The sequence below is a fragment of the Leptospira sp. B5-022 genome, assembly GCF_000347035.1.
GTDB lineage: Bacteria > Spirochaetota > Leptospiria > Leptospirales > Leptospiraceae > Leptospira_B > Leptospira_B cinconiae.
Map to the genome: position 1 here is coordinate 18,098 of NZ_ANIJ01000038.1, position 24,956 is coordinate 43,053.

Below are 24,956 nucleotides of genomic sequence, written 5' to 3' on the forward strand. Positions count from 1 at the left end.
TGAATGTAGGAACTCCAACATAGAAAGCAAAGATCGCCCCCGCCCTGCATTGGGATTTGGGGGGAGTGGCTCGTGGGAGAGCCCATTCTCTTAATCACAAAATCCTAGTTCTGTCAATCAAATCGTCCTCTTTAAATCCATGTAGGAACTCCAACATCGCAAATAGCTCTCTCCCTCTGACTTCTCCGTGAACTCTCCGTGCGAACTTAAAATAAAAAAGGCGCTAGGCCCAGAGGATCCTCTGCAACTTAGCGCCTTTGCGTGAAAACGAAATTTCTTATTGGAACAAGCGAAGAAGTAATCCACCGTGTTGCACGAAAAATTCCGCAAACACTAAGCTTGTGATCGCCATCAACTTGATCAAAATATTGATAGAAGGACCGGAAGTATCCTTTAAAGGATCGCCTACGGTATCTCCCACAACAGCAGCCTTATGTTGGTCGGAACCTTTTCCACCCGCAGCTTTTTCGATGTATTTTTTAGCATTGTCCCAGCCACCACCGGAGTTTGCGGAAGATATTGCAAGAACCACACCTGCCACTAATGCACCGGCTAATACACCTGCTAAAGATTTAATTCCGAACAAGTAACCTACAACGATAGGAGTTAAAAGAACGAGAAGTCCGGGAAGGATCATTTCTCGAAGGGCCGCAGTCGTGGAAATATCCACGCATCTTTTGTAATCAGGCTTAGCTTTTCCTTCCATGATCCCAGGGATCTCGCGGAATTGTTTTCTAACTTCTTCCACCATGTCTACGGCAGCTTTACCAACCGATTTCATGGTCATAGCGGTGAAAACAAACGGAAGCATAGCTCCGAAAAGTAATCCGCCGAAAACTTCCGCGTTTAAGATATCCAAGCCGGAAGTTTTAGTTCTGGTAATGAACGCAGCAAATAGCGCAAGAGAAGTCAAAGCCGCAGAACCGATCGCAAAACCTTTACCGATAGCTGCAGTGGTATTACCGGCCGCATCTAATGTATCCGTACGATTACGAACTTCTTTTCCGAGTTCAGCCATCTCAGCGATCCCGCCAGCATTATCCGAAACCGGACCGTAAGCGTCGATAGTCAAACCGATTGCGATCGTAGAGATCATCCCGAGGGCGGCGATTGCAATCCCATACATTCCTGCCAAAATATTCGCAGTAACGATAGTAATAACGAGCAATACGACCGGAACAACGGAGCTTTGGTACCCTAAAGCTAGACCGTAAATAATATTTGTAGCAGCTCCAGTTTTGGAAGCCTCAACTACTTCTCTCACAGGCTTATAAGAATGAGAAGTGTAATACTCAGTGATAAGACCGATGAACATTCCGGAGAATAAACCTACAACCAATGAAATGAATACGTTCCATTTACCGATCGTTTTGCCGGCGATCTCGAAAGAATCCACCATGTATTTATCGGTTACAAAATACATGATCGCACCTACGAGTAATGTAGAGACCCAAAGTTGGATCTTTAGGACCTTCTCCACATTTCCCCCCTCTTTCACGGAAGCGATGAAGGAAGTCAAAAGAGAAGCCGGGATCCCGAACGCGGAGATCAAAAGCGGATATAAAAGAGCATCCGTATTGCCGGAAAGAGCGGTTGCAGTTGCACCGATTACAAGAGCGGCACAAGTAGCTTCAGCACAAGAACCGAAAAGATCTGCCCCCATACCGGCAACGTCACCCACATTATCCCCTACGTTATCGGCGATAGTCGCAGGGTTTCTAGGATCATCTTCAGGGATTCCCTTCTCCACCTTTCCTACCAAATCCGCTCCAACGTCTGCAGCCTTGGTATAAATTCCCCCACCCACTCTTCCGAAAAGAGCCACTGCGGAACCCCCAAGACCGAAACCGGCCAGAGCTTCCATAAGGTAAAGAGTTCCTACATTTTGGAATAAATGAGTATATAGCAGGAAAAGTCCGATCATGCCGGAAACGGCAAGACCAACCAGTCCGAATCCCATCACCGCACCGGAATCGAAAGCGACTCGGAAAGCCTTGGTCATGGAAGTTTTCGCCGCTTGTGCGGTACGAACGTTCCCGATGGTTGCAATCTTCATACCGATAAAGCCGGAAAGACAGGAGATTAGGGCCCCTGCAACGAAGGCGATCGCAGTAAACAACCCGTCGTTAAAATCCGGAGTTTCCGGATTGTCCAAAAGGAAGAAGATCAGAACTGCCATAAAGGCAATAAAGAGAGAAATGGTCTTGTATTCTCTCACGAGAAAGGCCATAGCGCCTTCGGAGATTGCGGAAGAAATTTCGATCAATTTCTTGGATTCGTTATCCTTTCCGCCCTCAGTTCCGATTTGGATCCTGGTGACCTTCAATGCGTATACTACGGCGGTCAAAATAGCCAGGAAGGCAAAAGCCAGAATAATGGTTACCGAATTCATTCAGGGAAACCTCTTGTTTTTTTTTAAAATTTCCGATGGTTTAAAAAGATGGGACCTGTGTTTGCCAAAGTTAATATGAGACGTACACTTTCCATTTGGTTCTTTCTAGTTATTTGCACTATAAAATCGGTCCTGGCCTTGAGTTCAACCTTTTCTTGGGAAGAGCTGATCCAGCAGGCAGGCGAAGAAGCGGCAAGAGGCAGATACCAACAAGCATTAGAAAAATTACAGATCGCCGACGAGACTGGAGAGCCTAGAGACTTCCGTTACTATTGGATTTTAGGAAAATCCCAAAAAGGAAAAGGAGAAGAATTAGAAGCGCTCAAAAGTTACGAAACAAGCCTAAGATTAAATCCGGACCAAACCAAATTATTGGAAGAAATGACCGAACTGTATGATTCGCTCAGATTCCCGGACAAAGCGCTAAACACCGCCAGGGTATTATTGTCCCGCGATCCGGAAAATAGGGAACTCAGATACAAAACATTACTCTGGTCTTCGAGAATCGGAGATATCGAATATTATAAAGCCGCTTTAAAAGAATTAGAATCAACCAACCCTTACCAAGCGGAAGAACAAGCTCTATTAGATGAGATCTCCGGTTTCCAGAAAGCGGGAAAGATAGACGACTCTATCGCAAGATGCAAAAGATTCCTACCCTACTTCCCCAGAAACAAAAGCCTACATAGACTTTGTATTTTATCTTATAAATCCAAAGATTCCAATCTATATGAAGAAGGACTACTGCAAAGAGCAAATATCTTCAGAGACGAGCCGATCTTTCATCATATTTTAAGTATGGAATATCTGGACCAGAGAAGATTCCTCGAATCCGCCGCGTTCGCAAGAAGAGCGCTCTTACTTTCTCTCAGAAAAAATATTTTCCCGGATAAGGACTATCTTCTTCCTTTACGAAGATATTATATACAAATAGGATCGGACTCGGGGATTTTAGGAACGGAATTATTAGAAGAGATCATCCGCACAAAAAAAAGTCCAAGCCTTGAAGAATGGAACGTACTTCTCAAACATTCTTCTTTCAGTTGGGAAGTATTGGCATTCGCCCTCCGATCCGTAGCGGAAACGGAACCTGAAGAATCGGCTCTCATCGTTTCCAAAGAATGGAAGGACATGTATAAAAATCTAAAGGCCCAAGAACTGGAGAAGGATCTTTCCAGATATGCGGGCCCTTATAGCCTGGACAAAACTTTCCAGTTTTATTTGGAAACGGGATATTCTTTAGCGGAAACGGAATAAGTTTGCAATAAATTCCTTGCTTCTCTGATCGGCATCTTTCCAATCGTTAACGTGTCGGGAAATCCGTATCAATTAGTATGAAAAATTTCCCCTTCATTGTACTTGTCTTTTTTTCTTTTTACGGGTGCATTATTAACTATACGGATATTCCCAAAAAAGAAAAGCCTTCCGACTCGATAATCTACTTTAGCGTAAAAGATCCGAAAGATTGGAATCCTCACGAAAGGAGAAAAGAATTCCTGAAAAGAGGGTGGAAGGAATTGGAGTCGGATCATTCTCCCAACAAAAATAAGGACCGTATCTATTTTTTAATCAGTAGATTTCCAGGTTTAAGCAGGGCCGAACCCGAGGTAAGAAAGGCGTTTATTGCAAAGGGTTGGAAAGAAATAGAGAATTATCCTCCTGAAAAAGGATATTATATAGATATGAAGTCCTACCAAAAAGATCCGTCTTTATCCGCAATGATCTTTTTGTATTTATCTTACGCAACTTTCACCATTTTTCCTTCTTATAGCGGAAAGGATGGGGCAAACATTACGTTTACCGTATATAAGGACAATGCGGTGTGGAAAACCTTTGAATATGAGATAACCAGAAAAGCATTCGTTTGGATACTTACCCTTCCGGTTCTCTGGTTAAATTATATCTACCCTAGCGAATCCGATGCCTACCAGGCCGTAATAGACAAATTCGAATCCGATCTGTATTCCTCTAAACTTTAAGCTAAAGTGCGGGAGCGTTGGGATCCAAAAGAAATTCTATCATCGCAAGTATTCTTTCCGTAGGCATAGGTCGAGTAAAATAATGATCGTTCCGAAAAGAAGGATATACTAAGCCCCCTGGATGGATAGAATCGGACAAAAGAATGATCCCGTCATTGGGGCCGTAATTCATTAAAAAATTATAATATGGACGGGCCCTTTCCGTAACATGACGGAACAGCGGAACTCCCACCAAATTGATCATCTTGACCCCGGGAGGAAGTTTCCAATCTCTATCCAAGGGAGCATCTTGCCCTTTTCGGATGGATAAAAATCCGTCCCAATCATAACCTTTAAAGAAAAAATAACTTCTTACTTCCAGCTTAACCCAAAAATCATTCAAGATCCCTTCTATCATTCTGGAACCTTTTAAGATCCCGCCTATACTATACCAACCCTTCACTTTTTTAAAATAGGGCTCATTCCCACATCTTTCTATGGCCATTCTAAAATCAGAGGAACCCTTACTAGGAGAGGCAATGATCACGGTTTCTTCCGGATTTGAAACTTCTAAGTATTCGCAGATGATCCTAGCGTTTTCACGCACATCGGAAACCTGTCCAATAGGGATCAGATCGGAACGTATTCCGACAGTTGCCACCATCTTACGAATCGAAGCGCCATCCGCTCCTACGCTGGGATTGTCCGCATAGAACATACCAGGAACCATTACTAGTACGATCTTTCTGGAAGAAAAGTCCGGACGTTTCCCTGAGAACTCTTTTTCCTTTTTGTCCAAATATTCCAAAAACCTTTTATTCCTGGAGTCGTTGATAATCCTATGATAAAAGATCGCGGCCCCCTTATCTATATCCTCAGTCTCTTCCGATACTTTTAAAAGGTTTTCCTCGGTCAATGTATCCAAGGAGTTTAGCTCGGGATATGCTTTCGAAGCCCAATCTAAGTACGCCTTTTCATCCTCGCAAAGATTTTTAACTCGATACGCAGGAGTATCACAGGAAACTTTTTTCATATCGGGAGGGACATCGGAAACCTTCAGATCCCCGTCCGCTCTTCCGCTACAAAAATTAGAAAAAACAAATATAAAGGCTAATAAGAATATTTTAGAATCGAATCGGAGCAAATATGTGTGTTTCATCTAAGAAAGAAATACGAAAGGAGAAAATTTAGGAAATAGAAAAAAGGCCGCGTAAAATGAAATTTTACACGACCTTTAGAAACCGTTTTTCCAAGACGATCCAATGGATCAAATCGGAAACAATTCGATAGTTTCGTTCATTTTAAATGAACTAAGAGATAATTAATCTCCGTAAGCTATCGTACAGTTGGAAACATAAAGTGATCCAAGAACGTTCGATCTGTTGAAATCGATGGATTTAACCACTTTGATCCCGCCTTTTTTGGCAGCAGCTTTAATACCTGCGTCCCCGGTTGCAATCAGCAATAAAACAGAAGATGCACATGCTTCTCCCGATTTTTCACCGATTCCGTCTTTTTGAGAGTTGTCTCTGTTGAAGATGGTCGCGTTGTCCGTTACGTTGGTGTAAAGGGATCCATAAACGATTGGAAGACAATTGCTTACAGACACTAATACTAACGCGGCAGCTAATAACATGATTTTTCTCATTGAATCTATCTCCGTTATACTATATTACTTTTTTGTTTATTTTCGCTTAGTTTTGCGTGTTGTTGGATCCGAAAATTTTTCGGCAAGAGACAAAAACATAGAAAAGAACGTCATACCTTCTTTCGAAAGGAAAAACTTTAGAGAGGATCATCTTTTTGAGAAGATTCGAGTCAAGATTTAAAAAAGGAAAAATTATAAAAAAACCACAGAGGTAGTATTCCGAACGAAAGGTAAGGATCAACCGAACAATTGTATCCAACGTTTCCAAGAATACGGACAGAAATTTCGAAAAATTTTTCCGTTTATCCGCGATTTTACGAGTAAAGAATCCGCGAAATAAAAAATTCTTTCCAAAGAGAAAACTTTTCCGTTATCGCGAAGGTGAATGTTTTGTTATGTTTAATTCTGGTTGACATCTCCTTTCGAAGGAATTTTATATTTTCCAACTAAAAAGGAAGGAGAGGTTCACTTATGAAAAAAGAACTTCTATCGATAGGATTAGTCGGTTTACTCTGCTTGTCCTCGGGAATTTCGGTCTCCGCCGCAGACTACGGTGTTGCAGGTTGCGGCCTTGGGTCTCTGGTTTTTAAAGAAAACAAAGGTGGTCACCAAATTTTAGCAGCCACTACAAATGGTACTTCAGGTAACCAAACTTTCGGAATTTCAACCGGAACTTTGGGTTGTGCAACAGACGGACTGGTTCAAAAGGAAAAAGTTCAAGAAGTATTCGTTTCCCTCAATTTTAATTCTTTGGAAGCTGAAATGGCACAAGGAAAAGGGGAAAAATTAGAAGCTCTTTCGGGACTTCTAGGTTGTTCCACAAACGGAACCGCACAATTGGGAGAATACACAAAATCCAATTTCGATGTATTGTATACTCAGGAAACCACACCTTCCTCTTTACTCAGCGCAGTAAAAGACGGGATCAGAAAAGACGCAGCACTCTCTAAAAGCTGCAAAATTTAAGGAGATAACTCATGAAAAGAATATTATCAGTATCTCTTTTTCTCGCTCTAGTAGCTTCCCCATTTTATGTGGCTTCCGCTAAACACGGTGCTGCAGGATGCGGCTTGGGATCCGTTGTTATTACGGAAAATAAAAAAGTTCACCAAGTAATCGCGGCAACCGTAAACGGAACCGTTTTAAACCAAAGTTTCGGGATTTCTACTGGAACTTTGAATTGCGAAACGAGCGGTTTCACTCAAAAACAAGTCGAACAACAGATCTTCGTTCACATGAACTTCCAATCTTTGGAGCAGGAATTTGCGAAAGGTTCCGGTGAAAAAATGGAAGCCTTCGCTTCTTTGATGGGTTGCTCCGATACGGGAACATTCGGAAAAGTAGGAAAAGAGAAATTCTCCGCACTTTTCGACCAAAATACTCCGGATTCCTTTTTGGAAAAAATGAGATTCGAAGTAGCAAACAACTCCGCTTTAGTCGGTAGTTGCAAAATCTGATCATACGCACCTTATATTCTAAGGTTCAATTCCCTTCTCCCCAAAGGAGAAGGGAATATTCTGAAAATCTAAAACTCTAAGTGCGAACTAGGCTCCGTTCTTTTTTTATACTACTCTTTTTATTCTCCCTCTTCGGAACTTTCAGCTCTGCTTATGCGACGGACACGAAAAAGATCCTAGAATACCAAAAATTAGCAGAGGTCAAAAAACTTTGGGAAGAAAGATATTGGATCCTTCTATTACATTATTCTAAGACAACTTTCGGCAACTGGGTAAGCGAAGCGGATTCTTCTTCTTTTTTTCTTTCCAAGGAGGGAAGAAACAATCCGAAAAGTGAGCTACTCTCCGCCATTGAAGCGTTTATGACGCCAGCCTCACCTCCGTCCGGAGAGGAAAATTGGATGCATCCATCGTGTAAATTTCCGGAAAGAAAAAGATGGATCCAAGAGAAACTTTCCATTCCGGATCAGGATTTTACAGAAGTAGATTGTTCCAGATTCGAAAAATGGTTCGCTACCTTGAACCCGAAAGGAGCAAAAATCATATTCGCTTCTTATTATATGAATGCCCCCGCTTCCATCTTCGGTCATACCCTTTTAAAATTGGATTCAGGAGATCCGAATCGGAAAGAAATTTTAGAATATTCCGTGAACTATGCCGCAAACGCGGACCCTGAGTCTACAAATGCGATCGTGTATTCTATTTTGGGTTTGTTCGGCGGATATCCCGGAACATTCTCCTTATTTCCTTACTATGTTAAAATTGCGGAATATAATGATATCGAAAGCAGGGATCTTTGGGAATACGAACTGGACCTAAAAGAGGAAGAAGTCAAAAGAATGACAAGGCATCTCTGGGAACTGGGAGCGGCCACATTCGATTATTATTTTCTGGATGAGAACTGTTCCTATCATCTATTTTCTTTGATAGAAGTAGCGAGACCAAGTCTTTACCTTCGGGACAAAGCACCTTTTGTGATCCCGGGAGATACCGTTAAAAAATACATTGAGCAGGCCGGTCTTGTTAAAGAGATCAAATATCGGCCTTCTCTACATAGTAAAATTATCCAAAAACTCAGGAAAATGAACGAAGAAGAAAGGGATCTTTATGAAAATGTAATGAAGAATGCCAATATTTCCCTTTTGACGAATAAGGAACCCGATCCTAAGATTAGGACTTCTTTTCTTTCGGATACGATCCTGGATTCTTTCCGTTATAAAAAAGCGGAAGGAAATTCTCCGAAAGAATGGGACCAAACTTACAAACAATTACTTTTGTTCAGGAGCAAACTCCCGACCGACTACGATGATTCCGGATATTCTCCCATTACCCAGAGCCCCCATATAGGTCACGGAAGTTCGGCATTGTATAATGAAGTTGGGACTTCCAATCTGGGAAATTTTTTAGGTTTCGGTTATAGGGCGGCAGTCCACGATCTATTGAATACGGACCAAGGTTATATCCCGAATTCTTCCGTGGATTATTTTTCTCTCAAGGCAAGGTATTATCAGGATTCAAAAAAACTACATCTGGAAGAATTTCATATCATCCGCATGTTATCCTTAACTCCTTATAATTCATTAGGTCGTTCCGTTTCTTATTTTGTGGATTCGGGTGCGGACTCTTCCGTTTATGAAAAAAACAGGAACAAAGAAGATAGAAAACTTCTGGAATGGCAGGCACTCCTCCGACCGGAAGATCTGTCGTATACGCTCTATCGGTTGGACGAGATCTCCCGATCCGAAAAATATGAAAGAGTCACAAACGCAAATTTAGAGACTACTTTCGGTTATAGTTTCCAGGACGAATTTTCGGAGGGGCCAAAACGGTTTTTATTCTCCGCACAAGCAGGTGCAAAAGTAAGGTATAATGGTAAGTACGATACGAATGCAATTGTGGCTCCTCAGATCGCGACTTATTGGATCGCCAATTTTGATATTTTTAAGGCGGTCTTGTCTTTGCATTATTATACTTTTTCCGTTTACGGGATCCCGGACGATTATAAGGCACAATTAGGGTTTCGTTATGCGATCCATGCCAATCATGAATTGAGATTAGAGGCAAAAGCCCAAAGGAATTATAATGAAGCTAGCTTCTCCTATGTGTATCAATTTTAATTATTTCTACTATTCCATTCTTATTCTATTTTTATCGGGCAGTTGTTCTTCTATGTTATTCTACCCTACCAGGGAAATGTATATCTCTCCAGAAAAAATGGGATTTCGGCCCGAAAAAATTTCTCTTCAGATGAAAGACGGCACAAATATCAAAGTTTGGATTTTCAAACCTTCTAGGGTAAAAGCGAAAGCGAGCATTCTCCAGTTCCATGGCAATGGAGACAATATGTCCAGCCACTATATCAGTCTTGTATGGCTTGTGGAAAAAGGTTACGAATTAGTGATCTGGGACTATAGAGGTTACGGAGATTCGGAAGGAGAAGCGGAAAAGGAATCTATATTAGAAGATTCTAAAGAAATTCTGAAATTCCAACAAAACAGGGCAAAAGAACTGGGCATTCCTTGGATTGTTTACGGACAAAGTATGGGTGGAGCGCTTGCAATACGAGCCGTCGGAGAAATACAAAACAAAGAGGGATTATTACTCGTAGTCGGCGACGGGACTTTCGCGTATTATTCTCATGTGGCTAAAACGGTGGCAGAGAGAGCGTTTTTCTTTCCGATAGGGCAATTGGTCGGGTTCTTCTTCTCGGATCATTTAAGTCCGGGAGAAGTAGCGGATCAAATTTCTCCGGTAAAACTATTGGTCGTGCATGGAACAGAGGACCAGATCGTTTCCTATCCGAACGGGATGGAACTTTTCCAAAAAGCGAAGGATCCAAAAATTTTCTGGGAGATCAAAGGAGGAGGACATCTAGATTGGATGGGAATGGGCAGATCCGACGGAGCAAAAAAATTCTTAAAATTCCTGGAAGAACTGGTCTCTCATTGGACTCCTTAGTTTTCGGAAGGGAACCAGTACATTCTTTTACCTTCCAATAAAGATCTAAGTGCCTCTTCCGGTTTGGGTTCTTGGATAAACAATTCCGGTAAAGAGAAGTTACCTGTATTATAAAGTTCTATAGATAAGAAGATTACTTTACCTTCCTTTGCGAAAAATACTTTTTCGAAGTCCCTACATTTTAACGTATAAAATCCGGGAGCAAGCTCCAAGACCTTATATTCGCCGGAATCCAATCCGAATTTTTGGAATAATACTCTATTCCCTTCTTTAAAAGATCCGGAATATCGATACAATTCGATACGAAAGGTGAATAAGGACTGAGCTTCTCTCTGCGGCCTAAGCACATATACCAAGGCTTGATCCTCTTTCGCTTTTTTCAGTTGATCGAATCTCTGAGAGCTTGTGCAAGACCCGAATCCTAAGACCAGGCAAATACAAAGTACGAAGGACCTAAAGTTGGCAACCCTCTGAAAAAATCTGGTAGCTCCTTGGGCTCTACGGTTAAAATTGACCCTAATTCGAGGATTTTTCATGAAAATTGAGTTCACACCCGAGCAGTACGAAACCTTACTAAAATCCATCGCGATCTCCAGTTGGATGATCAATGCTTTTAACGAAGGGGACGAGGAGTTAAATTCCTACGCCGAACTCGAGCAATACATACTTTCCTTTGCAAAAGATTTTGGGAAGCAGGAATTCGTGGACTACGATGCCGCTGACGATGTGTATTTCCCTACTCGCAAATTCGAAGACCAAACGGATATATTCGATATCATCTCCGATTACGATAACGAATTATTCTGGGACGAGCTTATTCACAGAATGGCCAGAAGGGATTTTCTTCAAGAGTATGGAGAAACAGGAGTCGCTTCTATGGCAATCGAAGAAAGGATCGAAAAAGAAGCTCCTTATATCAGCAAATACGAAGAGATATTTACCAACCAAGGCCTGGAGAATATAGACATTCGTCCTTAATCCATGTTTGATCAGGAACCTTTCGGAGTTTTAGAGATTGAAAACCTTCTTCCCAACCTAAGAGGTGAAGGTACATTAGGAAAAAGAAAAATAGAAATCCCTTATTCGCTTCCTGGAGACGTATATAACGTATACAAATTCGGAAAAAGAAAAGTATTCTATAAATGGGATCCTATTCATCTAGAGCCGAGGATCTCTGCTCCTCAATGTGCAAGTTTTGGAGAATGCGGAGGATGTTCCGGCCAACACCTGCCCTATTCGGAACAATTCAAATTAACAACCGAGCCGATCTTAAACGGATTAGAAAATTTTGATCCGAGCCGACTATCTGTTTCTCCTGCGGATTCTTCTTATTCTTACCGGAATCGTATGGATTTTGCAGTTTTTCCCGGTCGAATCGTCGGATTAAGAATGTCCGGAAATTTCAGAAAGATCGTGCCGATAAGGAACTGTTCCATCCAAACGGACTGGGCAAATTCGGAAATGCCACTTTTTCAAAAACTTTTAGAATGTTTTCCTGATTTGGAATATGACCGCAAAAAAGAATCAGGTTACCTGAAATATTTTACTCTTCGCAAATCGGTTTTCCATGACGACTCCATGAGTATTCTTACTTTCACGGAAGATTTCAAAAACGAAGATCTGATGCGGAAAGTTGCGGAAAAGGCGTTAGAAGTCCTAAGCGCGAAAAATATAGTATTTTGTTTCAACCGCAAAAAAGGAGAAATTTCCGCATCGGGAGAAGCGATCGCAATCCGGGGAAATATTTATCTTATCGAAGAGATCTGGGGTAAAAAATTCAAAATTCCTTTTGACGGTTTTTTTCAACCGAACCCGAAAGAGTTCATTAAAATTTTAGAATTTATTAAATCTAAAATTGTCCGTGCGGAAAATCTTGCCGACCTTTTCTGCGGGAGTGGATTTTTTTCGATTCTATTCGGAGAAAAATTTTCTCGGATCTTAGGGATCGATATCGTATCTTCTTCGGTTTCCGCGGGTGAGGAGTTCCTACAGGAGGTTTTCCCGGACAAAAAGATTGAATTTCTGGCATTCGACCTGTTTCACAAAAAGGGATTGGAGAAAATGTCCTCTGCCAATCTACCTTGGAAGGATTCCGTTGTGATCGCAGATCCTCCACGAAGCGGCCTTTCCCCCGAATTGTGTACCTTCTTAAATTCCAACCCCGTTTCCCAACTTATCTATATTTCCTGTAACCCGGAAAATCTTCTGAGGGATGCAAAACTCCTGGAAGAATCCTACCGAATGGAAGAGTTCCTACTTTGCGACCCCTTCCCTCAGACTCCTCATTTAGAAGCAGTATCCATCTTCTCCCCTAAAAATCGCTGAAGGGAATCCGATTTTTTTTCGATAGTAAGTACCAAAGGTATACGAAACCGAAGGTGCCCATGAAACGACTTTCTTTCATCATTCTATCATTCTTAATTTTGGCGGTTTGGGGCTGTAATACCGTCATCATCCGTCCTTGGAATTCTCCGAACGCTCTCAAAACGTCCGAAAAGATCCGTGTCTTTTTAGGTAAGGCTGAATCCGATCTGATGATCAAAGCGGACGGTGTAATTTTCGTATATGATGTGAACGATCTTCTGATCAAACGTGCTTACGATGCGGTGTCTCTTGATGCTAAAAAATTGAAGGCGCCCATCCGTTTCGTTGCGGACAATCCTGGTCTGGAATATAAAGGAAGAAAGTTCAGAGGAGAAATTTTACTCCAACCTGATAAAAGCGGCAATATTCTGGTGATCAACAGAGTTCCTTTGGAAGAATATTTGTATTCCGTTGTTCCTTCCGAAGTTCCTGCAGGCTGGCCGACAGAGGCTTTAAAAGCGCAAGCGATCTGTTCCAGGACTTATGCAGTTAGAGAGATCTTGAACAAAAAAGATACGGCGTACGATGTGGAATCCACTGTGAATTCACAAGCGTATGCAGGTATGACGAAAGAAAATCCAAGAACCACTCAAGCTGTTCGTGATACGGAAGGTGTTCTTGCCGTTTATGAAGACGATCCGATCCATATGTTCTTTCATTCCAATAGCGGTGGAAGAACAGAAACTCCGGACCAAGTTTGGGGAGGAAAAAGGCTTCCGTATTTGGAATCCGTCGCCTCCAGATTCGATGAAGCCGGGGATAATTTCGTTTGGAAAGAAATTGTAAACCAAGATAAAATGGATCAAACTCTTTCTTCCCTAGGCGTGGGCTCCATTCAATCCATCCAAGTACTTTCTAGAACTCCTTCCGGTAGAGTGGATCTTTTGGAAGTGATCGGCAAACAAGGCACATCTAAAATGAAAGGAAAAGAATTCCGTAATTTGCTCGGAACTTCAGTGAAGTCTCTTCGTTTCGGTATCAAAAGAGAGAGTGAAGGATTTTTGATCAAGGGAATGGGCGCCGGTCATGGTGTGGGACTAAGCCAATGGGGAAGTTTCGGCATGGCAAAACAGAATTTTACCTATGCGGAGATCATCCGTCACTATTACCAAGGAATCGAATTCGCTAGAATTACTAGGTAATTTTTTCGCACAGAGATCACGGAGAACACAGAGAGTTTTTAATTTAGAAACGTTGAGCACCGAGAGGAGTCGGGTGTTGGAGTTCCCAGATCCTGATATTCCTTCGTGGTCTCTGTGAGCTTCGTGCGAAACCTTCGTTTGTCCTCAAACTTATTTTAAATATATAAAACTATTATATTCTCTCACTACTGCTCCGTCTCCTCTGTGAGCTCCGTGCGAAACCGCCCTTCTTTTCCTTGCCTCCTCTCCTAGAGGATGCAAAATAGGACCATGTCGAATCCGACAAACAAGATCCTGATCCGAAATTTAACCAAGTCCTATATTAATGGAAAACAACACGTCCCGGTCCTGAAAGGGATCAACTTAGAAGTTGCGGATACTTTTTTAACGTTGATGGGCCCATCCGGTTCCGGTAAATCCACATTTTTGAATATTCTATCCGGCATTGACCAAGCAGATTCCGGAGAAGTTTGGATCGGCGGAAAAAACCTTAGCAATTTTACGGAACAAGAACTTACCGAATATCGCAGGAACGAGACCGGGATCATCTTCCAGTTCTTTCACCTTCTTCCTTACTTAAGCGCTTTAGAAAACGTAGCCTTACCTCTATATATCTCCGGTTTCGGAAAATCCAAGGCGAGAGAGATCGCCAAAGAAGCTTTAGAAAAGGTGGATCTGGCTCATAGGTTTAAACATAAACCGGACGAACTTTCGGGTGGAGAACAACAAAGAGTCGCAATCGCCAGAGCGCTTGCAAAACGTCCGAGTATCGTTTTAGCGGATGAACCTACCGGGAATTTAGATACGTATCACGCGCATAAAATTTTGGAACTTCTATTAGAGCTACAAGAGAAGGAAAAGTTTTCCTTATTCATAGTAACTCACGATAGGGAGATCGGAGAAAAAGGAAAAGTCCGACTCAAAATGAAGGATGGACTCATCTTGCCGGAACAAAATCCTGCCCTGGGTCTTGTATGAATTTATACTTCTTATTCCTATACGAATATTTTAAGACACATCTTCCTAGATTCATATTCGCACTTTTAGGGATTTCCTTGGGTGTGGGACTTTTTTTATCCACTACAAGTAATGCAAATAAGGCGGAAAAATCTCTCATCGATTTTTCCATGGGTTACCTGAAAGGAGATTTTAATTTAAAAATTTCTCCAAGTAACTCCGAGCAAAGCCTTAATTGGCGGATCCTTTCCAAAATACAGTCCCATCCGGATCTAAGAAATATTTCCGCGATTAGACCCAGGATACAGAAAGAAGGAATTTCCTCGGACAATCTAAGGGTTTTGTACATAGGAATGGACCTAACCAAAGAATATTTAGGAATTCCCTTAAAGATAGACAATGGATCGGATACTTCCGGTCCATTAGAAAAAACGTATGTATCCAAGTCTCTATCGGAAAAATTCAAAGGTCAACCTTTCACTCTTTTACTAAATGGAAAAACTTGGGAGTTTAAGGATTATACTCCGGTTGATATGGAAGGTGGATTTCTGGTCATCGAAGACATTTCTTTGATCCAAGAAAAAATCCCGGATATAGACGGAGCGGACTATTTACTTTTAAAGTCCTCTTCAGTTGATCTTTCCCAAACGAAAGAAAGTTTACAAAAGTTCTTAGGCTCAAATGTCAAAATAGAAACTTCGGAAGAGATCCAAGAAAAATCGGCAAATGCACTTCGTTCTTTTCAATTAAATCTTCTTATCATTTCTTTTATCTCGCTTTTGATCGCGTTCTTCATGGTTTCCAATACAATGACCGGTCTGTATTTGAGTAGAGAAAGAGAACTGGGAATATTAAGAACCTTAGGATTGGATGTAAGATCTTCTATTTTTCTTTTTTTAAGTCAGTCCGTTTTGTTAGGAAGTATAGGTACCGTCTTAGGGATCCTATTCGGAATATTCTTCTCCGGTTTGGATTTTTTCCGTCCAGAGTCGGGACTCGTGGATAAAAACCTATTATCCACTTATAGTTCTATTTCCCTCATCGATTTGGGCCTCGCTGCCGGACTTGGGATCTTGGGCTCGATCCTTTCTTCCGTGTATCCTGCAATCCGAGCAGGTAAGGTCCCTCCCCTTTCCATACTTAGAGATTCCCAAAAAGAAAAAAGACAGATCCCGAACTCAAAACTTGCGATCTACGGTGGAATTATTTTTTTTGCTTCTTTAGGGATTTCTAATCTTCCATCTCCATGGAAGCTTCCTCTGCCCGGTTTACTGGGTGTAGGAGGTGTGACCATCGGGATCACATTCGCTTTTCCTTATCTACTTTCCTTATTCAGTTCGGGCGTGTCCAAGATCCTGGATAAAAGTGATAAAAGTTTTCCTTTTTTCAGAATCGGTTTGGAGGAATTAAAAGAAAATCCTGGAAGGAACACTTTGACTGCGGCAACTGTGATGCTCGCGGTTTCTTTGGTTTTATGTCTGACCATTCTTACGGACAGTTATAAAAAATCTTTGAATGATTGGGTGGATTCCGAATATCCTTCCGACTTTACGATCATAAACGATCGATTTTTCCATTCCGGGATCCACGGCGGAGTTCCGAAAGACCTTCCGGAAAAGATCAGGGATTTAGGTGTAAGCTCTTACCTGGACGGTTTTTTGGTGAATACTTCTTTCGATACCGATAAAGGAAATTTTATCATTCATGCATACGATTTTTCCGTTTATAGGGACAAGCCGGAAAGAATAGAGAATGAGGTAAAGGAAGAAACCGATATTTTAATTTCTTCGAATATGGCACATTTAAAAAAACTGAAAGTGGGTGATATTCTCGTTTCCCAAACTCCTTTCGGTATTAAGAATTTTCATATTAAAGGGATCAAAGAACATTTTTTTTCGGAAAAGGGAACGGTAATGATGGATATCCGTTCCTACGAAAAAAATTTCGAAGTTAAGACCATAAACTCCATTAAACTTTTCTTAAAAAGAGAATACTCGGACGTTTCCGGGATAGAATATTCCAAAAATAAAATTTTGGACTTTCTAAAGTCGGATCCCGAATACAAGGACTTAATTCTCCTGGATTCCGCACAACTTAGGGAAATTTATCTATACGAGATCAATAAAGTATTCAGAGTTTTGGATTCTCTCAAGGCAACCGCCATTCTGATCTCGGTCATTTCACTACTTTCCTCCTTGGTCCATACTTTATACGATAAGCGAAGGATCTTAGGCCTTCTGAAATATTTGGGAGCGTCTCAGGAGCAACTTGGTATCATTCTAAAAACGGAGTCGGTTTATCTTACAGGATTCGGTGCATTCTTCGGGATCCTCTCTTCTCTTATCATGTCTCCTATCATTTTGTACGTGGTAAACAAGAACGCATTTGGTTGGACTCTTACCTTCTCCTTTTTACCCGAAACCCCGGTCTTCATCCTAATTTTTGCGCCGATCCTGGGTTGGATTTCCGCAATCTATCCTCTACGTATATTGAGAAAAATGAGCTTCCAGCTCAGCCCGGAATAAGGAAAACTATCTTGATTCCCAGCTAGCCCGAAGTAAGTTATTCCTTCGATGGCTACTCAGCTGGAAATTGCCCTGGAACTTGCCGAAGAGATCAAAAAGATCAATCAGCAGGAGGACAATCGGATCCCTACTTCCGATTCTTTTTTGAAGGATATGATCGCATTCTTTTCCAGAGATATGCACGAAATCCGCCAAATCCTGGAAATGCTCCGAGAAGCTCGTTATATTTTTATCATTAAGATCGTTCTTCCCGAACAATCCAAAAATTCCAGGGACCAAGACCAGGGAGTGGACGCATATATCTACGCCGACCTAAACATTGTCACGGAGCTGAAAGGATTTGCGGAGAAAAAACTGGAGAAGGCATACGAGGCCACTTATTATAAAAGAAAATCTCCCTTCCAGATCACCAGAGAATTATTTCCTAAGATCAAAGAACATAATAATACTCCCTTGGGAAGGTTCATCAATATCGCAGTAATGTTGGAAGAATACCAAAGGGTTCTCACCGCTGCCCCCAACGATTATGACGATAATAGGCGCAGAAATTTATTATCGGAGTTATTGGAAAGGAACGGGGCCCCTGTCACCGTAGCGAGAGATATTCCTGATTACGAAATAACTTCTTTGGGCGGGGGTGGCGGAAATTCCCCTTTGGGATTTAAAAGAGCGGCTGATGCAGTCGCATCTAACGAAGTCGCTTTTAATCCGAAAAGCCCTTGGTCCAGGCTTACTGCTAAATTTTCCGTTGAGTTTTTAGTTCGTATCCATTTGAGAAAGTACGAATTCGATACGGTGCGCAAACTAATCTTAGGAGGAAAGTTAGTCAACTTCGACGATCTAAAATACGTTAGGGATAGTATCCAAACTATGGAAAACCATATACATCTGGATCCAATCTTACAAAATTTTACGGAAGAGATGACCGAGCTGAGAAGGCTTGCTCAAAAAAAAATGAATATTCTGAAAGGGATCACCAATTCGGGTTCTATCCAAAATTAATCCACTCGAAATATCGAGCTAGTAAAACGATCAGCAATACCACTAAGATAAAGATATATCTCCTTCTTACGGAATATCCCGTGTCCATTCGATCTTTTGGAAAATAGATCAGGAACAAAAGTGCATTCGTTATGAACACGATAAATAACGCGTCCTGTTTTTCCTTCCAGTATCCGCTTCCGAAAGCGATTGCCGCACCGATCGAAGGCACAAAAGCAATGAGGGTTTTCCAGGTTAACACCTTCGAATCTTCTTCGAAAACTTTCGCCTTTTTGCCGGATTTTTTTTCTAACTCGCTTAAGAACTGATCCATATTCTCCAAATTTAAGATCGGGATATATGTTCCTTGTTTGGAGATGAGAAGGATCCTTTCATAACCTCGAAATCTATCTTTTTCGATACTATCCAGATCGCGAAATTCGAATTCCATACATTGGCCTTTCGCGTTCCATTGTTTTAAGGAAGAAGAATCCAATTCCACCTTGGCGCCTTCCAATACTTTTAACTGTCTTCGATAATTTTTTAGAAGAAGCAGTATTAGTACACCGCTCAGGAGCAAATACATGGAAAGAAATGCGGATCTTTTATCCAATTCCACCTGAACGAAACTGACTCCGATAAATATTACGAAAACAGAAAGTACTAGTCCTGTTCGGATCAGTAATTTTTTCTTAAAAACGGGAGAATCGTATTGAAATACGGACATTATTCTAAACTTCCAAATTCCGATTTTTTAAACAAAGGGAAAACCTGGATCCCTTCTTCTTCGATCGCTTTTCTACCGCCTTCTTCCCTGTCTAAAATGCAAATACATGCTTTCACTTCCAATCCTGCATCTCTTAAACTTTTGATCGCCTGCAAGGTGGAACCTCCCGTTGTGATCACGTCGTCCACGACCACACAGGATTTGACAGCGTTTACGCCGCCTTCTACCAAATTTTTGGTGCCGTGATCCTTGGCTTGTTTTCTCACGATCAACGGGAACACGTTCTTGGAATGTTTACGGTATTCCAAAGCGATCCCGAAACAAATAGGATCCGCTCCCATAGTGAGACCTCCAAAGGCCTCTTCCCCGTCCAGACCGGATTCCGGGAGATGTTTTTCCACAATATACTTACAAAGTAATTCCAATCTTTGCGGATGAAGAGTGATTTCCTTACAATTAAAGTAATGCCTGGATTTTTTACCACTGGCCAGTGTGAAAGGTTCCTCTCGGAAACGATAGGCGTGGGTTTGAATGAGTTGAAACAATTCTTCCCTCAAAGCGGATCTCCCTCGGGCAATGCCCGGAATCCCATGATAGTAGAAACTCCTCAGGAAAAAACAGATTTTTGAGCCGCATTGGAGCCGAAGGGAAAAATTCTAAATTTCCGAATTTTTTCGCAACCTGGACCACCGATTCCGCTCTTATCAGAAAAACCAAGACGGGAAAAACCGACATGGAACAAACGAAAAAGAAATACGCGTTGAAGACCACAATCTTCTTATTTGCGACTCCGATCATCGGAGTTATCGGGACGGGTGCCTTATTATTTACCAGAGGCATTCCTTTAAACACATGGCTTGTGTATCTATTTATGACGGCAGCAACCGGGCTTGCAATCACCGGGGGATACCACCGTCTGTTTTCGCATAGAGCTTATAAAGCTTCTCTGCCGGTAAAACTTTTTTATATTCTTTTCGGAGCGGCTGCGTTCCAACAATCCGTGATCGAATGGAGTTCCGATCACAGGATACACCACAGATACGTAGACAAGGAAGAAGATCCTTATGCGATCACAAAAGGTTTCTGGTATGCTCATATTCTTTGGTTATTCGAGAATCGAGATCACAGAACCCCAGTTAACGTAAACGATCTTTACGAAGACAAATGGGTGAAATTCCAAGACGATCATTATTATCCGATCGCAATCTTTATGGGATTTCTTTTCCCCACTCTTCTTTGTGCTCTTTGGGGAGATGCATTAGGCGGACTGTTATTGGCGGGATCTTTAAGAATTGCGATCAACCACCACATGACATTCTTCATCAACTCCTTGGCTCACTACAAAGGTGCTCAACCTTTCTCCGACAAACATACTGCCAAGGACAATTGGATTATCGCTTTATTCACTTTTGGAGAAGGATATCATAACTTCCACCATGAGTTCCAAGCCGATTACCGAAACGGTATTCGTTGGTACGATTACGATCCTACCAAATGGCTCATCGATACGTTCGCATTTTTCGGTTTGGCTAGCGATAGAAAGACCATCTCCGACGAACAGATCCTTCGCAAAAAGATGGTGATGGAAGAGAAGGCTTTACGTGAAAAACTGGAATCCAAGTCCGAAACCTTAAGCCAAGGATTCGAAGAAAGATTAGAGGCTCTGCGTAATTCCGTTCAGGAAACGCAAGCCAAACTTATCAATTTGAGATCCGTGAAAGAAGAAGTCGGCAAAAAGGCCGTAAAGGAAGCTAAGTCCGATTTCAAAGTGGCATTGAACACTTGGAAAAGATTCGTTTCCGGAGACCTAGCGCCGGTTTGATATTATTCCCAGTACCTGATCCATTGCCCTCCTTCGGGAGGGCTTTTTTCGTATTACACTCCACCGCCATCCGGCTTTTTTGGAACTCCTACATTATATTCTTTTCGACTCCGGGGGGCGACTCCTGACTTCGTCAGGACCGAGCTCTACGCTCCAATCAGCGAAGCACCATTACCCTTTTTTAATTTAGTAACTTGTGTTATTCGCCATGGTGCATCGCCGGATTTACGCTACGATCTCTGTCGCTTTACTAATTCATGTTCATTATCTTTCTTATCATTTTTTTTCTTTAGCAGCTTTGCGTGTAATACTTTGTGTGCTCCGTGAACTCTGTGCGAAACTTGTTTGTACATTTTCGGTTCGCGCAGAGATCACAGAGGTTTTACATCCGCGGCAAGGATGCGAAGGGCGTAAGTCCGGTTTACCGGATGAGCGCGAATGCGCGAACCCGTAGCAGCCTGGTCCGAAGGAGCCGCCCAACGGAAAGAACGTTACGGAAGTGATCCAACCATTTGTAACTGATCTATTTTGTTAACCTTGTCTCGGGTTTGTAGAGTGTAGTGAAGAGAAAAAACTCTATTTGTGACATTCTATTTCTGCAGGTCAGAAATGATTTCCGCCCCCGTTAGGATCTCCTAATTGAGACACATCCACTTCTACTTTCAATTTATGTTTCCCACCTCCGAATAAGATCCCTTTCAAAGGAGAAACATCGGAAAAATCCCGACCCACAGAAGTGTGAATATACTCGCCTGTGATCGCCTTTCCGTTTGTAGGATCAAAATCGAACCAACCTTCGCCAGGGCAATACACGGAGATCCAAGCATGGGTTGCATCACTTCCCCTCAACTTAGGTTTTCCCGGAGGAGGATACGTTTCTATGTAACCGGATACATATTTGCAAGGCAGACCCATAGAACGAAAAGCAGCTACGGAAAGATGAGTGAAGTCTTGGCAAACTCCTTCTTTTTTTTCTAAAACTTCGTCCAAAGGTGTATAAATATTCGTGCTGCCTGCCTTAAAATTAAAATCTTCTCTGAATCGTTTTACATATTCCAAAACGGCTTCCTGATAGGGACGGTCCATTGGCAGATATTTTTCCAAAAAATTCTTATAAGAAACATTACGACTCACAAAGGAAGAATCTCCTACGAATTCCATTGCTTCCAGATCTTCCTTTTCGGTAACGGTTTTCAATTTTTGTAATATTTCAAAGGCCGAGATCCCGATACGATCTTTTTTCTTTTCCGGCTCGGAAGTAAAAACTTTCGCCTCAGCAGTTACGGATAAAATATTATGTGGAGTTTCCACAGCGAAAGAATATACGGTATTCCCGAAGTAATCCGTTCTGAATTCCGTATATTTAGGTTTAGGAAATATTTCTATCCGAAACTCTCTGCAAATCTGTCTCTCATTGGATGTAGGACAAAGATGCGCCAGATTTAAACAGTGAGAAACTTCCTTCTCATAAGTATAATGGGTAAGGTGTCGAACGGAATACTCAGCCATAAGGTCCCCCCAATCTGACTTGGTTTTCCACATATCGGAAGTATTTCGTAGCGACTGCGTCGGAGACCGATTTCAATTGCGTAAGGATATCTTCCAGCCATCTGCGAAGCCCTCCTGCAGGATCCGCATACTCGAAAATACGTTTTGCATCCTCTTCACCGAATCTGACGAGAACATCCCTGAGTCTTTGGATCTCTTCGGAAATTTCTTCGTCCTTTCCAGAAGAAGAGAATAATGTATTCTCTCTCAATCTTTCCAATTGGAACGCAAGCGAACGCGGGTTACTTTCGTCGAAGATCAGAATATCCACGACCGATTCCGCTTCTATTCTATACTTATAACGTCTTCTATAAGTGATCCGTATATCGTTCACATTCAAAAGACTTTCGAACATACTTTTATTATACAAGGAAGCTCTTTCCATCGTAGAAAGTATAAGTCTAACTAAGAACTGTGCTCTCTCCAATCTTTTTCCCATATCCAGGAAGAAGTATCCAGTTTCACGACTCATACTTTCATTCGCAAGTCCGGAAAGAGAAGCGAACAGATTCACAAGTTTTTGCAGGTATTCCAATACTTCATCGTAACTCGAATTTCCGGGAGCTTCGGATTCCAACCTGGAGATCAAATAACGTGTATCGTCTGAGATCCTATCCCGGACCGCCTTAGTGGTTCCGACAAAAAAGTTCAGATCGTGGCGGATACTTCCGGAAGCATAAGGAGAAGTCGCCAATTGGAATATTTTCTCCCGAATAGTATCCAAAGAATCCAATCCGTTTGTTTCGAAAAATCCAAGACTATATCCCGAAAGTTGGTCCAGAATACCGAGCAACATGGAGAACTGTTCCTTCTCATAGGATTCTTCCGCTTCCAGAATCTTGTGTACCGTTTCTCTTAGGAGCCTCGTCATATTTTCCGCACGTTCCGCATAACGTCCCATCCAGAACATATTGTCTGCGACCCTGCTCGGTATACCGGAACCTTTTCTTTTGATCGGTATTCTTCCGATCTGTCCGGGAAGAAGACTGAATTCCTTCTTCTCTTCGGATGCTAAGATCCAAAGATCTTTGGAAATGGCTCCTCTTTGGTTAGTAATGATCAGTTCGTCCGCTTTGGGAGAGACTCTCACAAGTCCTCCGGGCATAGAAGTGTATCCGTTCTCGGAAAGACAGGTAAAAGTCCTCAAAACAGACTTACCTATCAGAAGTTCCTCGGAATCTCCTGAAAAAATTGGGCAAGTGGAACCGGCGAGTATTTCCTGGGCCACATAACGTTCCGGCCTTGCTTCCACCCTGGCCCTCAATTCCGACATTTCTTTTTCCTTAAGTGTGGAAAGGAAAGCAGAAGAATCCAAAGGAGAACGGATCGCCGGTTTGATCGTATACTTATGAGGATTGGAGAATACTTCATTCCGGGAATTTTCATCCCCCATCCAAAGAGTAGAAACATTCGGAAGGATTAGATCTTCTCCCAAATAAAATTTACATAAGTTTGGAAGATATGCGTGGATGGCCCGATTCTCCAGAAACCCGGAACCGATAGGATTGGCAACCATGACATTCCCCGCTCGAACCGCACCCAAAATACCGGGAACTCCCAAAAGAGAATCTCCCTTTAATTCTAGGGGATCCATGTACCAGTCATCCACCCGACGAAAGATCACATCCACCTGCTGCAGACCCTCTATCGTTTTCAAAAATACCTTATTGTCCCTTACTGTCAGGTCCTCGGCTTGAGCCAAAATATAACCGAGATAACCGGCAAGATATGCATGTTCGAAATAGGTTTCGTTCCCGGGGCCTGGCGTTAGAAGAATGGTAAGCGGTTCTCGATCTCGATTCGGAGAAAATGAATTTAAAGTTTTTCTTAATGCTCTGAAATATAAAGCGACTCTATGGACTTGAGAATCGCGATATAAAGAAGGAAAAATACGGGAAAGAACGATCCTATTTTCCAAAGCGTATCCCGAACCGGAAGGAGCCTGGACCCGATCTCCTATCACATAAAAATTCCCTTGGTTGTCCCTACTGATATCCGTTGCCAAAAATGCCAAACGGAAATTGGTAAAATCATAAACCGGAGCGCATGCTCTTAAAAAACCTCCGGATTGGAACAAAACCTCATGAGGAATTTTTTTTTCGTATAAGGATCTTTTAGGACCGTAGACATCCTTTAGAATTTCATTAAGTAGTTCGGATCTTTGGGCAAGACCTCTTTCGATACCATCCCATTCTTTGCTATCCATGAGAAGAGGAAAAAGATCCAATCCCCAAACCCTTTCTCTCTCGTCCCCGTAAACATTATACGTTACTCCGCTTTCCTTCAGGATACGAAGGCTATCTTCTTTGCGTCTCCTTAATTCGGCTCCGCCCAAATGATTCAGACTGCGAATTAAGAATTCGTATTTTTCCCTGGACTTGCCGTCGGGGAGGCATAGCTCGTCATAGACTCCAGGAGCAGGTGTATATCCGGAAAGAAGATTTGCTGCTTGGGAAGTTCTCTGATTCATCTTCCGA

General features: G+C 42.0%; 21 protein-coding genes. 13 read left to right on the forward strand and 8 right to left on the reverse strand.

The window, feature by feature from the left end; genetic code table 11:
- Positions 1 to 277 precede the first annotated feature (277 nt).
- The gene (locus LEP1GSC192_RS15425; protein ID WP_020770960.1) at positions 278 to 2,392 is read right to left on the reverse strand and encodes a sodium-translocating pyrophosphatase; all 2,115 of its coding nucleotides are present in this window, start codon (positions 2,390 to 2,392) and stop codon (positions 278 to 280) included.
- A gap of 75 nt (positions 2,393 to 2,467) precedes the next feature.
- On the opposite strand from LEP1GSC192_RS15425, the gene LEP1GSC192_RS15430 reads away from it, so the two are divergent.
- Both LEP1GSC192_RS15430 and LEP1GSC192_RS15435 read left to right on the forward strand, forming a co-directional pair.
- Positions 2,468 to 3,649 carry a hypothetical protein gene (locus LEP1GSC192_RS15430; RefSeq protein ID WP_036090556.1) on the forward strand — a complete coding sequence of 394 codons (1,182 nt, stop codon included), beginning with the start codon at positions 2,468 to 2,470 and terminating at the stop codon, positions 3,647 to 3,649.
- A gap of 77 nt (positions 3,650 to 3,726) precedes the next feature.
- A complete protein-coding gene (locus tag LEP1GSC192_RS15435) occupies positions 3,727 to 4,371 on the forward strand; it encodes a hypothetical protein (protein WP_020770944.1) in 645 nt (214 codons plus the stop codon).
- Position 4,372: 1 nt separating this feature from the next.
- Here LEP1GSC192_RS15435 and LEP1GSC192_RS15440 read toward each other — a convergent pair whose 3' ends face one another.
- On the reverse strand, positions 4,373 to 5,509 hold the full coding sequence (locus tag LEP1GSC192_RS15440; RefSeq protein ID WP_020770972.1) for a hypothetical protein: 1,137 nt from the start codon (positions 5,507 to 5,509) through the stop codon (positions 4,373 to 4,375).
- Positions 5,510 to 5,671: 162 nt separating this feature from the next.
- On the reverse strand, positions 5,672 to 5,998 hold the full coding sequence (locus tag LEP1GSC192_RS15445) for a TRL domain-containing protein (protein ID WP_020770955.1): 327 nt from the start codon (positions 5,996 to 5,998) through the stop codon (positions 5,672 to 5,674).
- Positions 5,999 to 6,469: 471 nt separating this feature from the next.
- Here LEP1GSC192_RS15445 and LEP1GSC192_RS15455 point away from each other — a divergent pair, with 471 nt between their 5' ends.
- The 4 genes from LEP1GSC192_RS15455 to LEP1GSC192_RS15470 all read left to right on the forward strand — a co-directional run bounded on the left by LEP1GSC192_RS15455 (position 6,470) and on the right by LEP1GSC192_RS15470 (position 10,413).
- Positions 6,470 to 6,964, forward strand: coding sequence for a DUF3015 domain-containing protein (locus LEP1GSC192_RS15455; RefSeq protein ID WP_020770915.1), 495 nt, complete (start codon positions 6,470 to 6,472; stop codon positions 6,962 to 6,964).
- An 11-nt stretch (positions 6,965 to 6,975) separates the two neighbouring features.
- Positions 6,976 to 7,455, forward strand: a complete 480-nt coding sequence (locus LEP1GSC192_RS15460; RefSeq protein WP_020770949.1) for a DUF3015 family protein — start codon at positions 6,976 to 6,978, stop codon at positions 7,453 to 7,455.
- Between the two features lie 80 nt (positions 7,456 to 7,535).
- Positions 7,536 to 9,572, forward strand: a complete 2,037-nt coding sequence (locus LEP1GSC192_RS15465; RefSeq protein WP_020770945.1) for a DUF4105 domain-containing protein — start codon at positions 7,536 to 7,538, stop codon at positions 9,570 to 9,572.
- A complete protein-coding gene (locus LEP1GSC192_RS15470) occupies positions 9,538 to 10,413 on the forward strand; it encodes an alpha/beta hydrolase (protein WP_020770933.1) in 876 nt (291 codons plus the stop codon). The genes LEP1GSC192_RS15465 and LEP1GSC192_RS15470 overlap by 35 nt, the downstream gene beginning before the upstream one ends.
- Here LEP1GSC192_RS15470 and LEP1GSC192_RS15475 read toward each other — a convergent pair.
- Complete coding sequence (locus tag LEP1GSC192_RS15475) at positions 10,410 to 10,949, reverse strand: lipoprotein (protein ID WP_036090538.1); 540 nt, start codon at positions 10,947 to 10,949, stop codon at positions 10,410 to 10,412. The genes LEP1GSC192_RS15470 and LEP1GSC192_RS15475 overlap by 4 nt on opposite strands.
- Between LEP1GSC192_RS15475 and LEP1GSC192_RS15480 the strand changes: the two genes are divergently transcribed.
- The 6 genes from LEP1GSC192_RS15480 (at position 10,948) to LEP1GSC192_RS15505 (ending at position 18,403) form a co-directional block, all read left to right on the forward strand.
- Entirely contained in the window at positions 10,948 to 11,391 is a 444-nt protein-coding gene (locus LEP1GSC192_RS15480; protein WP_008589780.1) for a hypothetical protein, read from the forward strand. The two genes, LEP1GSC192_RS15475 and LEP1GSC192_RS15480, sit on opposite strands and share 2 nt — an antisense overlap.
- Before the next feature lie 3 nt (positions 11,392 to 11,394).
- Complete coding sequence (locus tag LEP1GSC192_RS15485) at positions 11,395 to 12,738, forward strand: class I SAM-dependent RNA methyltransferase (protein ID WP_020770908.1); 1,344 nt, start codon at positions 11,395 to 11,397, stop codon at positions 12,736 to 12,738.
- Between the two features lie 59 nt (positions 12,739 to 12,797).
- Entirely contained in the window at positions 12,798 to 13,919 is a 1,122-nt protein-coding gene (locus LEP1GSC192_RS15490) for a SpoIID/LytB domain-containing protein (RefSeq protein ID WP_020770934.1), read from the forward strand.
- 270 nt (positions 13,920 to 14,189) lie between these two features.
- Positions 14,190 to 14,897, forward strand: a complete 708-nt coding sequence (locus LEP1GSC192_RS15495) for an ABC transporter ATP-binding protein (RefSeq protein WP_020770910.1) — start codon at positions 14,190 to 14,192, stop codon at positions 14,895 to 14,897.
- Positions 14,894 to 17,401, forward strand: coding sequence for an ABC transporter permease (locus tag LEP1GSC192_RS15500; protein WP_020770953.1), 2,508 nt, complete (start codon positions 14,894 to 14,896; stop codon positions 17,399 to 17,401). The genes LEP1GSC192_RS15495 and LEP1GSC192_RS15500 overlap by 4 nt, the downstream gene beginning before the upstream one ends.
- A gap of 48 nt (positions 17,402 to 17,449) precedes the next feature.
- Complete coding sequence (locus tag LEP1GSC192_RS15505) at positions 17,450 to 18,403, forward strand: hypothetical protein (protein WP_020770921.1); 954 nt, start codon at positions 17,450 to 17,452, stop codon at positions 18,401 to 18,403.
- On the opposite strand, the gene LEP1GSC192_RS15510 is transcribed toward LEP1GSC192_RS15505, so the two are convergent.
- Both LEP1GSC192_RS15510 and pyrE read right to left on the reverse strand, forming a co-directional pair.
- Entirely contained in the window at positions 18,390 to 19,109 is a 720-nt protein-coding gene (locus tag LEP1GSC192_RS15510; protein WP_020770976.1) for a hypothetical protein, read from the reverse strand. The two genes, LEP1GSC192_RS15505 and LEP1GSC192_RS15510, sit on opposite strands and share 14 nt — an antisense overlap.
- The gene (gene pyrE / locus LEP1GSC192_RS15515) at positions 19,109 to 19,666 is read right to left on the reverse strand and encodes an orotate phosphoribosyltransferase (protein ID WP_020770947.1); all 558 of its coding nucleotides are present in this window, start codon (positions 19,664 to 19,666) and stop codon (positions 19,109 to 19,111) included. Before pyrE ends, LEP1GSC192_RS15510 begins: the two co-directional genes overlap by 1 nt.
- A 176-nt stretch (positions 19,667 to 19,842) precedes the next feature.
- On the opposite strand from pyrE, the gene LEP1GSC192_RS15520 reads away from it, so the two are divergent.
- The gene (locus tag LEP1GSC192_RS15520) at positions 19,843 to 20,931 is read left to right on the forward strand and encodes a fatty acid desaturase (protein WP_036090559.1); all 1,089 of its coding nucleotides are present in this window, start codon (positions 19,843 to 19,845) and stop codon (positions 20,929 to 20,931) included.
- 603 nt (positions 20,932 to 21,534) lie between these two features.
- Here LEP1GSC192_RS15520 and LEP1GSC192_RS15525 read toward each other — a convergent pair.
- Positions 21,535 to 22,440, reverse strand: coding sequence for a transglutaminase family protein (locus LEP1GSC192_RS15525; RefSeq protein ID WP_020770914.1), 906 nt, complete (start codon positions 22,438 to 22,440; stop codon positions 21,535 to 21,537).
- Entirely contained in the window at positions 22,433 to 24,949 is a 2,517-nt protein-coding gene (locus LEP1GSC192_RS15530) for a circularly permuted type 2 ATP-grasp protein (RefSeq protein WP_020770925.1), read from the reverse strand. Before LEP1GSC192_RS15530 ends, LEP1GSC192_RS15525 begins: the two co-directional genes overlap by 8 nt.
- Positions 24,950 to 24,956 lie beyond the last annotated feature (7 nt).

What these genes read in the sequence shown, in the direction of transcription:
- LEP1GSC192_RS15425 (WP_020770960.1), bottom strand. Translation starts at nt 2,392, where the DNA reads ATGAATTCGGTAACCATTATTCTGGCTTTTGCCTTCCTGGCTATTTTG.
- LEP1GSC192_RS15430 (WP_036090556.1), top strand. Translation starts at nt 2,468, where the DNA reads ATGAGACGTACACTTTCCATTTGGTTCTTTCTAGTTATTTGCACTATA.
- LEP1GSC192_RS15435 (WP_020770944.1), top strand. Translation starts at nt 3,727, where the DNA reads ATGAAAAATTTCCCCTTCATTGTACTTGTCTTTTTTTCTTTTTACGGG.
- LEP1GSC192_RS15440 (WP_020770972.1), bottom strand. Translation starts at nt 5,509, where the DNA reads ATGAAACACACATATTTGCTCCGATTCGATTCTAAAATATTCTTATTA.
- LEP1GSC192_RS15445 (WP_020770955.1), bottom strand. Translation starts at nt 5,998, where the DNA reads ATGAGAAAAATCATGTTATTAGCTGCCGCGTTAGTATTAGTGTCTGTA.
- LEP1GSC192_RS15455 (WP_020770915.1), top strand. Translation starts at nt 6,470, where the DNA reads ATGAAAAAAGAACTTCTATCGATAGGATTAGTCGGTTTACTCTGCTTG.
- LEP1GSC192_RS15460 (WP_020770949.1), top strand. Translation starts at nt 6,976, where the DNA reads ATGAAAAGAATATTATCAGTATCTCTTTTTCTCGCTCTAGTAGCTTCC.
- LEP1GSC192_RS15470 (WP_020770933.1), top strand. Translation starts at nt 9,538, where the DNA reads ATGAAGCTAGCTTCTCCTATGTGTATCAATTTTAATTATTTCTACTAT.
- LEP1GSC192_RS15480 (WP_008589780.1), top strand. Translation starts at nt 10,948, where the DNA reads ATGAAAATTGAGTTCACACCCGAGCAGTACGAAACCTTACTAAAATCC.
- LEP1GSC192_RS15475 (WP_036090538.1), bottom strand. Translation starts at nt 10,949, where the DNA reads ATGAAAAATCCTCGAATTAGGGTCAATTTTAACCGTAGAGCCCAAGGA.
- LEP1GSC192_RS15485 (WP_020770908.1), top strand. Translation starts at nt 11,395, where the DNA reads ATGTTTGATCAGGAACCTTTCGGAGTTTTAGAGATTGAAAACCTTCTT.
- LEP1GSC192_RS15490 (WP_020770934.1), top strand. Translation starts at nt 12,798, where the DNA reads ATGAAACGACTTTCTTTCATCATTCTATCATTCTTAATTTTGGCGGTT.
- LEP1GSC192_RS15495 (WP_020770910.1), top strand. Translation starts at nt 14,190, where the DNA reads ATGTCGAATCCGACAAACAAGATCCTGATCCGAAATTTAACCAAGTCC.
- LEP1GSC192_RS15500 (WP_020770953.1), top strand. Translation starts at nt 14,894, where the DNA reads ATGAATTTATACTTCTTATTCCTATACGAATATTTTAAGACACATCTT.
- LEP1GSC192_RS15505 (WP_020770921.1), top strand. Translation starts at nt 17,450, where the DNA reads ATGGCTACTCAGCTGGAAATTGCCCTGGAACTTGCCGAAGAGATCAAA.
- LEP1GSC192_RS15510 (WP_020770976.1), bottom strand. Translation starts at nt 19,109, where the DNA reads ATGTCCGTATTTCAATACGATTCTCCCGTTTTTAAGAAAAAATTACTG.
- LEP1GSC192_RS15520 (WP_036090559.1), top strand. Translation starts at nt 19,843, where the DNA reads ATGGAACAAACGAAAAAGAAATACGCGTTGAAGACCACAATCTTCTTA.
- LEP1GSC192_RS15525 (WP_020770914.1), bottom strand. Translation starts at nt 22,440, where the DNA reads ATGGCTGAGTATTCCGTTCGACACCTTACCCATTATACTTATGAGAAG.
- LEP1GSC192_RS15530 (WP_020770925.1), bottom strand. Translation starts at nt 24,949, where the DNA reads ATGAATCAGAGAACTTCCCAAGCAGCAAATCTTCTTTCCGGATATACA.